Source organism: Kitasatospora sp. LaBMicrA B282 (assembly GCF_050325825.1).
Lineage (GTDB): Bacteria > Actinomycetota > Actinomycetes > Streptomycetales > Streptomycetaceae > Kitasatospora.
Genome location: NZ_JBNQTI010000198.1, coordinates 4410 through 13625, shown reverse-complemented (window position 1 = coordinate 13625; position 9216 = coordinate 4410). Strand labels below are relative to the sequence as shown.

The following is a 9216-nucleotide window of genomic DNA, read 5'->3' as shown; positions in this document are numbered from 1 at the left end:
CCCCCCCCCCCCCCCCCCCCCCCCCCCCCCCCCCCCCCCCCCCCCCCCCCCCCCCCCCCCCCCCCCCCCCCCCCGCTCGTGCCGGTCCGGGGGTCAGCCGGCCACCGTGCTGTCGAAGGCGTGCAGGTAGGAGTTGACCGGCCGGACGTCCTGGATGGTCAGGCCCGCCTCGGTCATCAGCGTCAGCAGGCTCTCCTTGGAGTGCTTGGCGCCGCCCACGTTGAGCAGCAGCAGCAGGTCCATGGCCGTGGTGAAGCGCATCGAGGGGCTGTCGTCGACCAGGTTCTCGATCACCAGCACCCGGGCGCCCGGACGGGCGGCGGCGACCACGTTGCGCAGCGTGCGGCGGGTGCTGTCGTCGTCCCACTCCAGGATGTTCTTGATGATGTACATATCGGCCTGGATCGGGACCCGGTCGCGGCAGTCGCCCGGCACCAGCTGGACCCGCGGGGCGAGCGGGCCGCCCTCGCGCAGCCGCGGGTCGGCGCCCGCCACCACGGCCGGCAGGTCGAGCAGGGTGCCGTGCAGCAGCGGGTGACGCTCCAGCAACTCGGCGAGCACGTGGCCCTGGCCACCGCCGATGTCCACCACGCTGGAGATGCCCGTCAGGTCGAGGAAGCCGGCCAGGTCGTGGGCGGACTGCCGGCTGGAGTGGGTCATGGCCTTGTCGAAGACCCGGGCCGAGTCCGTCGCGTCGTCGTGCAGGTAGTCGAAGAACTCCTTGCCGTACAGCCCCGGGAAGACGCTGGCGCCGGAGCGGACCGCGTCGTCCAGCCGCGGCCAGGCCTCCCAGGTCCACGGCGCGGTGCACCACAGGGCGATGTACCGCAGGCTGTCGGGGGAGTCCTCGCGCAGCAGGCGGGACATCTCGGTGTGCACGTACCGGCCGTCCGCGGTCTCGGCGAAGATCCCGTAGCAGGACAGGGCCCGCAGCAGCCGCGACAGCGGGCCCGGTTCGATGCCCAGCGCGGTCGCCAGTTCCCCGCTGCTGGCCGGGGTGTCGTCGAGGGCGTCCGCGATGCGCAGGCCGGCGGCCGCGCGCACGGCGGCGGCGCAGGCCGCGCCGAACACGAGTTCGCGCAGGCGGATGTCCGGGGGAGCGGTGTGGGAGGGAGCGGTGGTCATGGGCGCCGCCATTCTGGTCGAGGTGGTTCGGGGGAGGCCCCAACGGCGTGTGCCCTAGCACCGGCCCGCGGGCTCGGAGATGTGGCACGTGTTGCGGCTGAAGGTGTTGTCGGGGCCGCCGTCCCGGTCGGCCAGATCGGCCGGCCCGTTGTCCGCGGCGGTGTTGTCGCTGATGGTGTTCCCGGCGCTGGGGCCGCCCACGAAGCTGCGGAAGAGCACGATCCCGCCGGAGAACGGCGAGGCGCCGACGTTGCCGTCGACCTCGTTGTGGGTCACCAGGGTGGACTCCACACCGGTCAGCACGATGCCGGTGCCCTGGACGAAGGGGAGGGTGCTGGTGGGCGGGCAGTAGGCGTTGTTCCGGTCGACGCGGTTCTGCCGCACGGTCAGCGCGCCGGTGCGCGGGCGGCCGTCGTCGCCCACGACGAAGACCCCGGCGCAGTTGCCGGTGATCGAGTTGTGCTCGACGGTGAGGTCCCGCACCCGGCGGACCACCACGCCCATCCGGTTGTCGTGCAGCGAGTCGTCGCTGATCCGCGCGCCCTCGGTGTCGATCGCGCCGCCCTTGCCGTAGGCGATGTTCGCCAGGAAGATGCCGGCCTGGCCGTTGTGGGCGGCCTCGTCGTGCTCGAAGCGGCCGCGGGTGGACTTCTCCTGACTGATCCCCTCCTCGCCGTTGTCCCGGGCCAGCACGTCACGGACCGTCAGCCGGTCGGTCTCCGAGGCCGAGATCCCGTTCTTGGCGAAGCCCGCGACGGTGAGCGACTCGATCCGGTCGCCGGCGATCCGCTGCCCGGCCGCCCCGGTGACGCAGATCCCGTGGCCGGCCTGCGCGCAGGCGCCCGCCGACCCGTCGGGGCCGCGGGTGATCACGGTCTGCCGGCCGGTGCCGCGCAGGGTCAGCCGCGGGGTGCCGATCTGCACGCTCTCGTGGTAGGTGCCGGGCAGCACCAGGATCGTGTCACCCGGTTGCGCGCCGTCGACGGCGCGTTGGATCGACTCACCCGGGTGGACGACCCGGACGGTCGCCGCGTGCGCGGGCGAGGCGCCGCCCAGGCCGATCAGCAGACCGGCGGTGGCGCCCGCCAGATGGCGGGCCCGTCGAGTGGGCATGAGTCCCAACCTGCTTTCCAGGACCCTGGCAAGGAGTCTCCCAGCTCAGCGACGGACCGGCGCGCAGTCCGACGGCGGCGCCGCGCTCCGCGCCCGGCTGTGCGTGTCCGTGTCCCGAAACTATGGGCGCTCATCACCGACCGCCACTCGTGCTCACGCTCCGGCAGACCGGGTGGCCGCCTGCGGTACGCCGATCGGTTCATATCTGCCCGCCGCCCGCGCGGCGAGCGACTCGGCCGGGCATCTCTGCCTGGGCGCGCCGCCGGGCCGCCGGGCCCTCGACGAGGAGGTGACCCGGCCTCACCCGCCCGGCCCGCCGCAGCCGTACGGACGCAAGGAGGAGGACACCCATCCCATGTCGGAGCAGCTGTTGAGCCGGGTCACCCGGGTGGTGGCCGGCACCACCCTCACACTGGTCGCCACGGTGGGCGGTGCCGGCCCGGCCGGTGCGGCCTCGCCCGAGGACCACCCGATCGAAGTGAACGTCAACACCGCCGGGATCCAGGCGCCGGACACCCACACCGGCGGCCTGGTCAGCTTCCGGATCGCCACCGACGACCCGGCCGGCCGGCAGCTGCAGCTGCTGCGCCCGCACGACGGTGTCGCCATCGACCAGGTGCTGCACGACCTGGCCGACGCCTACGGGCCGAACCAGAGCACCGCGGCCGCCGGGATCAAGGCGGTGCGCACCGAGTCGGAGGCGCTGGGCGGCGCGCTGGTGACGGCGACGGTGCACGAGCAGTTCACCGAGGAGGTCTCGCCCGGCGCGGTCTACCTGGTCGACCTGACCGCGCTCAAGGCGGACCCGTCGCACCCGGTGGTGAAGCGGCTGGACCTGGCCGGCACCGGCGGTCAGAACGCCAACCAGGCCCGGTACGACGACAGCATCGTGATCGAGCAGGACGAGGCGGCCGGGCCCCGGTTCCACACCGTGGACGTGGACCACGCGCACCTGGCCTACCTGGTGCACAACGAGTCCGCGGAGCTGCACGAGTTCCAGCTGCGCCCGGTGGCCGCCGGGACCACCGAGGCGGACCTGACGGCCTACTTCACGGCCGCGGCCGGCGGCGAGACGCAGCTCGCCTCGCCGTTCACCGGGCCGGGCACCGGCTTCGGGATGCTCTCGCCGGACCACAAGGCCTCGATCCAGGCGCACGGGCTCCAGCCGGGGACGTACGCACTGATCGACACCGTGCCGGACGAGCAGCTGGGCGTCGGTCACGCGGTGCTCGGCATGCACCAGGTGGTCACCTTGCAGTGACGGGAGTCACTCCGGGTTCGGTCCGGGGTGCGCAGCGGACGCGGGGCCGGTTCTGGCGGTGGCCAGGGCCGGTCCCGCCGGCATGTCCGGAGACCGCGCGAAGCCGGTAACCAGGCCGCAAACCGGGCACGACCGACCAAGCTAACGCGTTCCGAGCGGGAACTGGAGAGTGGTTCTGAACACACTCCCGGTGGCTGCGCGTGACATTGACAGTACGCGAACGAGCGGGCAAGAATCCCGGCACACCCGGCGGTTCCTCACCCGGTCCTTATCCCGAGGGCCGGACCGGCACCCGCTCCCCGGGGCCCTGTCGGCCCCGGCCGGACAGCTGCCGACCGGCCACCGCCGTACACCTGTGACACCTGTGAACCTGTGACACCCGTGCCCTGGCACCGCTGTGCCTTGACCTCCCGGGTCCGCTGCCGCGGCTCGGCGATCTCGTAAGGATGACCCGATGCCCGCTTCCGCTCTTCCGCCACGTCACGCCCGACGCCGTCGCCGGCGGATCCGCCGCCGCGTCGTCTGGGGTGCCGTCGGGACGGCCGGCGCCGCGGCCGTCCTGCTCTCCGCCTGCGGAGGTGGTGGCGCGGCCGGGCCCGCGGCCGCCGCGAGCACGGTGGCGGCCGCCGTCGCGGCGCCGACCACCGGACCGTCCGCGGCACCCCCGCCGCCGGCCCCGGCAGCGGCCTCCTCGGCCTCGCCCGCCGCGGCGCTGCTGACCGCCGCCGAGCTGCCGGACGGCGCCGTCCAGCAGTGGAAGCCGCTGGCCGCGCCGCACACCGAGCAGGTGGACCACGCCGTCCAGGTGAACGAGTGCTCCTCGGTGACCGGCGCCACCACCTGGCAGCAGCTGGCCTACGTCAGTACCTTCCAGACGCCGGCCGAGCAGGACGTCTTCACCTTCGCCGACGCGTCGGCCGCCCGGGCCGCCTACCAGAGCCTGCTGACCCAGATGGGCAGCTGCCAGGACCAGTCCCGCGCCCTGCAGACCAAGTCGAAGATCCCGGCCGACGCGGTGGTCACTCAGACCGCCACGACCGCCCAGGGCACCGCCTGGTCGCGCCAGTGGACCGGTGTGGAGGGCATCTCCGCGTCGGGCCCGCAGACGGACCACCTGTACGCCGTCCAGCAGGGCAGCCTCCTTGCCGTCGTCCACTTCGACGAATGGGCGAGCACCCACGCCGCCCCCTACAGCACCGGATCGGACGGTGACCTCCTCACAGCGGTCGCCACCCGGCTCGGTTGATCCACCCGCTTCACCCTTCTTCACCCTTTTTCACCCTGCTTGACCTCCCCTGCCCTTTTTCTCCCTTCCCTGGAGACTCCCATGCCTCACCCCAAGTTCCGCCGCTGGGCCATCGGCCTGGTCGGCGTCGGCGCCGCCTCCCTGCTCACCGCCGTGCCCGCCCACGCCGCATCCGCCGTCGACGGCAGCATCTCGCGTGACGAGGTCATCCAGCGGGCCCAGAGCTGGGTCACCGAGGGCGTGCCGTACGACCAGGGGTCGAACTACAGCGACAGCAACGGTTCCTACCGCGAGGACTGCTCCGGCTACGTCTCGATGGCCTGGCACCTGGACGACAGCCTGGTCACCCAGACCCTTCCCAGCGTCTCCACCCAGATCGCCAGCAGCCAGCTGCAGCCCGGCGACGCGCTGGACTACACCGACGAGCACGTGATCCTCTTCGGCGGCTGGATCGACCAGAACGCCGGCACCTTCAACTACTACTCCGAGCAGAACCCGAGCGTGCTGACCAGCGAGTACCAGGGCAACCTGAACTCCAGCTCGGTGGCCGGCTGGCCGACCAGCTACTACACGCCGCTGCGCTACAACAACATCTCGGGCACGGCCAGCGCCACCACGGCCCCGGCGACCCCGGCCCCGGGCACGGCGACCCCCGCGCCGAGCACCGGTGGCACCAGCACGGGCAGCACCGGCAGCACCGGCACCGGCACCGGCACCGGCACGGGCACCTCGGGCACCGGCGGCACCGGCAGCTACGCGCACTCGCACTACGCGCACCCGCACCACGGCAAGAGCTGGTTCGCCATCAACCGTTGGTGGTGACCGACCGCACGGTCCGGATGACCGATCGCACGGTCTGACCGCGCTCGCCGAAGCCCCCGCCCGGTGCGGGGGCTTCGGCGTGGGCATCGATCTGACGGTCCGTCAGCTCGGTGGGTCCGGCAGGGCAGGGCATCTGCTGAGATGAAGCGATAGAAGAAAGATCTTCATATCAGTTGACGGGCGATCAGCTGGTCCGCCAGGCTTGGCGAACGCCGACCGCGCCGTGCACAGCGCCGGTCGGCCGACCCCGCCGATCCGAAAGGACCCCCTCATGCGACGATCCGTCGCCGCCCTGCTCACCGCGCTGCTCGCCCTGGTGGGCGTCAGCGTGCTCCCGTCGGTCGCACAGGCCGACAGCCCCGGCCAGTGCTCCACCGGCTACGGCGGCCCGTCCGCCTCCGCCACCTGCAGCAACGTCTCGCCCGGCACCATCTGGCAGGTCCGGGTCGTCTGCTTCTACGTGATCGACAACCAGCCGATCACCTACTGGGCGGGCGGCAATGACGTCACCGGCAACGGCACCTCCACCGCGTTCTGCAACGGCGGTGACCGCGCCACCGACACCATCCGCGAGGTCACCGTCGGCGAGGCCGGCGCCCAGGGCCGCCTGGTGGGCTACGCCGGCAAGTGCCTCGACATCGCGCACGGCAGCACCAACCGCGGCACCCCCGTGCAGATCTTCACCTGCAACGGCACCGGCGCCCAGTGGTGGACCCTGGGCGTCGACTATTCCGTGCGGGGCCTCGGCATGTGCCTCAACGTGGTCAACGGCGGTACCAGTGACGGCAACAACGTCGAGATCTACACCTGCACCGGCAGCCCGTCCGAGCAGTGGGTGCCGCAGCCGGACGGCTCGCTGAAGAACGTGCAGAGCGGCAAGTGCCTGGACGACCTCGGCTTCAGCACCACCGACCGCACCCAGATCGGCATCTGGGACTGCAACGGCCTGGCCAACCAGAAGTGGGTCCTGACCTCCTGAGCCGGACCGATAGGATGCGCCGGCCCACCAGTGGGCCGGCGCAGCAGGCGGAGGAAGGGTGCAGACGTGAGCAGGTGGGCCAGGGCCCTGGACGCGGCCGGGATCGACGAACCCCGGCTGCGCGCGGAGTACGGGCAACTGCGCGAGCAGGTCACCCGCTACAAGCGGGAGGTGACGCTGGCCGCCGGCCTGCTGCTGCCCGCCGAGCTGGTCCCGCACGTGATCGCCGCCGCCGCCTTCATGCACCGCACCGACACGCTGCTCGACAGCGGCCCGGTCGGCGAGCGCAAGGCCGCCTTCGCCCGCTGGGAGCAACAGGTCGGCGCCGCGCTGGCCGCGGGCGCAACGGAGGAACCCGAGCTGCGCCCGCTGCTGCACAGCGTCGGCAGCCACCCGGTGCTGGGCGAGCGGGTGCGCGCCTTCCTCGCCACCGCCACCGCGGACCTTGACTTCACCGGCTTCGCCACCGAGGACGACTACCAGCGCTACCTCGACGAGTACTCGCTGCCCGGCTTCCTGGTCGTCGCCGCCCTGCTCGGACCGAGCGGGGACCAGCGCGCCTATGCGGCGGGCTGCCGGACCTACATCGACGCCAGCCAGCGGCTCGACTTCGTCAACGACCTGGCCGAGGACCTGGCCGACGGCCGCCTCACCCTGCCGCAGCAGGCGCTGGCCGCGCACGGCGTCACCCGCGAGGACCTGGCGCAGGCCCGGCCGCTGCCGGCCGTGCGCGCGCTGCTCGCCGAGCAGCTCGACCAGGTCGACCGCACCCTCGCCCGGGGCCGTGCGGTCCTCGACCTGGTGCCGCCCGCCCACCGGCCGATGGTGCGGTGCATGATCTGCCTGGACGAGCTCACCAGCGCCGCCGCCCGCGCCGACCTGGCCGCGCTGCTGCGCCGCTCCGCCGGCCCGGGCAAGCTCGCCGCGCTGCGGGTGCTGGGCGGCGAGTACCGGCAGGCGCGCCGGCTGCGGTGAGCCGACTGCGGTGAGCCGATTGCGGATGGTCAGGGTCAGCGGGGGACCGGCAGGCCGGTCAGGTGGTCGACGGTGACGTGGGCGGGCAGGCGCACGCCGGTGACCGGGGCGACCCCTACTGGTCGGCCGGGCGGGTGAACCCGTAGGCGCGCTCGACCTTGGCCACGTGCAGCGAATATGAGGCGTACCAGTGCTCGCGTCCGTGGGCCCGGGCCAGGGCGTGCTCCGCGTGCTCGCGCCAGGCGGCGATCGACTCCTCGTCCCGCCAGTACGACACCGTGATCCCCAGGCCGTCCGCCCGGCGCGCGGCGTCGAGGCCGAGGAACCCCGGCTGGTCGGCGGCGAGTTTCAGCAAGCGCTCGTCGGTCTCCTCGTAGCCGTCGTCGCCGGGGGTCCGCACGGCGGTGAACACCACGGCGTAGTAGGGCGGGTCGGGCAGCGGGGCGGGCGCGGGATCGGCCACGGAGGTCCTCCAGGAGACGGCACCGGCACGGTCACGGCACCGGCACGGTCGCCTCGAACGATCTCGCGGACACCCCTCGACTCACAACCCCGGTGGCCGGTTTCCGCCCCCCGCTCCGCCGGCGCACCAGCTCAGCCGGCGAACTCGTCGAGGTTGGCGGTCAGCTCCTCGAGCCGGCGGCGCAGCTCGGCGCCCTCCGCGTGGGTCAGTCCGCTGGCGGCGGCGATCCCGTACGGGACGCGTTCGGCGGGGGAGCGCAGCGCGCGACCCTCGGCGGTGAGGTGGATGATCACCGAGCGTTCGTCCTGGGGGCTGCGCTCGCGGCGGACCAGGCCGGCCGCCTCCAGCCGCTTGAGCAGCGGGGAGAGGGTGCCGGAGTCGAGGCGCAGCAGTTCGCCGAGCCGCTTGACCGGCAGCTCGCCGTGTTCCCAGAGCGCCATCATGGCCAGGTACTGCGGGTAGGTCAGGCCCAGCTCGGCCAGCAGGCGGCGGTAGGCCCGGTCGAAGGCGCGGGCGGTGGCGTGCACGGCGAAGCAGACCTGGAGGTCGAGCTGGAGCCCGTCGGTGGTGTCGGCGGGCGGCGGGGTTTGCTGCCGGTCCTGGGGCTGCGGGGTCACGGAGGCCATGGACTCAGGATACAAGTCGATTGTGGACGGCTCTGTTGTGCACAACTGAATTGCATGCAATGATTATGGCCGTGGGCGGGACCGCGAGGTCGCCGGGACCGCCCGACCAGTGCTGACCAGACCGAGGGACGAGGGACGATTTCGATGGACGCGCTCTACACCGCTGCTGCCACTGCCAACGGCCGCGAGGGCCGCACCGTCAGCTCCGACGGCCGGCTCGACCTCCCGCTCGCCTTCCCGGCCGCCCTGGGGGGCAACGGTGAGGGCACCAACCCCGAGCAGCTCTTCGCCGCCGGCTACGCCGCCTGCTTCGCCAGCGCCCTGGGCGCGGTCGCCCGGAACGCCAAGGTCGACGTCAAGGACGTCTCGGTCACCGCCGAGGTGGGTATCGGCAAGGACGACAGCGACGGCGGCTTCTCGCTCGCGGTCACCCTGCGGGTCGAGCTGCCGGCCGAGCTGGAGAACGAGCAGGGCCACGCGCTGGTGGAGCAGGCGCACGCCTTCTGCCCGTACTCCAAGGCCACCCGCGGCAACATCCCGGTCACCCTGGTCGTCGAGTAAGGACGCTCTGACGTAGCGCCGTGCCCCGCGAACCGACGGGGCACG

At 72.9% G+C, this 9216-nt stretch carries 10 protein-coding genes; 6 read left to right on the top strand and 4 right to left on the bottom strand.

The annotated features are described in order from the left end of the window. Window positions 1-93: 93 nt before the first annotated feature. The gene (locus ACQRUO_RS34435) at window positions 94-1125 is read right to left on the bottom strand and encodes a methyltransferase (protein WP_428320088.1); all 1032 of its coding nucleotides are present in this window, start codon (window positions 1123-1125) and stop codon (window positions 94-96) included. Window positions 1126-1179: 54 nt separating this feature from the next. After that, the gene (locus tag ACQRUO_RS34430; protein ID WP_428320087.1) at window positions 1180-2238 is read right to left on the bottom strand and encodes a right-handed parallel beta-helix repeat-containing protein; all 1059 of its coding nucleotides are present in this window, start codon (window positions 2236-2238) and stop codon (window positions 1180-1182) included. A 355-nt stretch (window positions 2239-2593) separates the two neighbouring features. Here ACQRUO_RS34430 and ACQRUO_RS34425 point away from each other — a divergent pair, with 355 nt between their 5' ends. From ACQRUO_RS34425 to ACQRUO_RS34405, 5 genes are all read left to right on the top strand, one after another. Then, a complete protein-coding gene (locus ACQRUO_RS34425; protein WP_428320086.1) occupies window positions 2594-3499 on the top strand; it encodes a hypothetical protein in 906 nt (301 codons plus the stop codon). Between the two features lie 454 nt (window positions 3500-3953). Beyond that, window positions 3954-4745 (top strand): hypothetical protein, encoded by a 792-nt coding sequence (locus tag ACQRUO_RS34420; protein ID WP_428320085.1) that lies wholly within the window; start codon window positions 3954-3956, stop codon window positions 4743-4745. An 81-nt stretch (window positions 4746-4826) separates the two neighbouring features. Continuing rightward, complete coding sequence (locus ACQRUO_RS34415; RefSeq protein ID WP_428320084.1) at window positions 4827-5567, top strand: hypothetical protein; 741 nt, start codon at window positions 4827-4829, stop codon at window positions 5565-5567. 271 nt (window positions 5568-5838) lie between these two features. After that, window positions 5839-6546: an RICIN domain-containing protein gene (locus ACQRUO_RS34410; protein WP_428320083.1), complete on the top strand. Its 708-nt coding sequence runs from the start codon at window positions 5839-5841 to the stop codon at window positions 6544-6546. A gap of 66 nt (window positions 6547-6612) precedes the next feature. Continuing rightward, window positions 6613-7521: a phytoene/squalene synthase family protein gene (locus ACQRUO_RS34405; protein WP_428320082.1), complete on the top strand. Its 909-nt coding sequence runs from the start codon at window positions 6613-6615 to the stop codon at window positions 7519-7521. A gap of 115 nt (window positions 7522-7636) precedes the next feature. Here ACQRUO_RS34405 and ACQRUO_RS34400 read toward each other — a convergent pair whose 3' ends face one another. Continuing rightward, a complete protein-coding gene (locus ACQRUO_RS34400; RefSeq protein ID WP_428320081.1) occupies window positions 7637-7984 on the bottom strand; it encodes an antibiotic biosynthesis monooxygenase family protein in 348 nt (115 codons plus the stop codon). Window positions 7985-8115: 131 nt separating this feature from the next. Then, window positions 8116-8610 carry a MarR family winged helix-turn-helix transcriptional regulator gene (locus tag ACQRUO_RS34395; RefSeq protein ID WP_428320080.1) on the bottom strand — a complete coding sequence of 165 codons (495 nt, stop codon included), beginning with the start codon at window positions 8608-8610 and terminating at the stop codon, window positions 8116-8118. A 144-nt stretch (window positions 8611-8754) separates the two neighbouring features. On the opposite strand from ACQRUO_RS34395, the gene ACQRUO_RS34390 reads away from it, so the two are divergent. After that, the gene (locus ACQRUO_RS34390; protein ID WP_428320079.1) at window positions 8755-9171 is read left to right on the top strand and encodes an organic hydroperoxide resistance protein; all 417 of its coding nucleotides are present in this window, start codon (window positions 8755-8757) and stop codon (window positions 9169-9171) included. Window positions 9172-9216: the final 45 nt, after the last annotated feature.

Coding starts and splice junctions, on each gene's coding strand:
- ACQRUO_RS34435 (WP_428320088.1), bottom strand. CDS start 1,125: ATGACCACCGCTCCCTCCCACACCGCTCCCCCGGACATCCGCCTGCGC.
- ACQRUO_RS34430 (WP_428320087.1), bottom strand. CDS start 2,238: ATGCCCACTCGACGGGCCCGCCATCTGGCGGGCGCCACCGCCGGTCTG.
- ACQRUO_RS34425 (WP_428320086.1), top strand. CDS start 2,594: ATGTCGGAGCAGCTGTTGAGCCGGGTCACCCGGGTGGTGGCCGGCACC.
- ACQRUO_RS34420 (WP_428320085.1), top strand. CDS start 3,954: ATGCCCGCTTCCGCTCTTCCGCCACGTCACGCCCGACGCCGTCGCCGG.
- ACQRUO_RS34415 (WP_428320084.1), top strand. CDS start 4,827: ATGCCTCACCCCAAGTTCCGCCGCTGGGCCATCGGCCTGGTCGGCGTC.
- ACQRUO_RS34410 (WP_428320083.1), top strand. CDS start 5,839: ATGCGACGATCCGTCGCCGCCCTGCTCACCGCGCTGCTCGCCCTGGTG.
- ACQRUO_RS34395 (WP_428320080.1), bottom strand. CDS start 8,610: ATGGCCTCCGTGACCCCGCAGCCCCAGGACCGGCAGCAAACCCCGCCG.
- ACQRUO_RS34390 (WP_428320079.1), top strand. CDS start 8,755: ATGGACGCGCTCTACACCGCTGCTGCCACTGCCAACGGCCGCGAGGGC.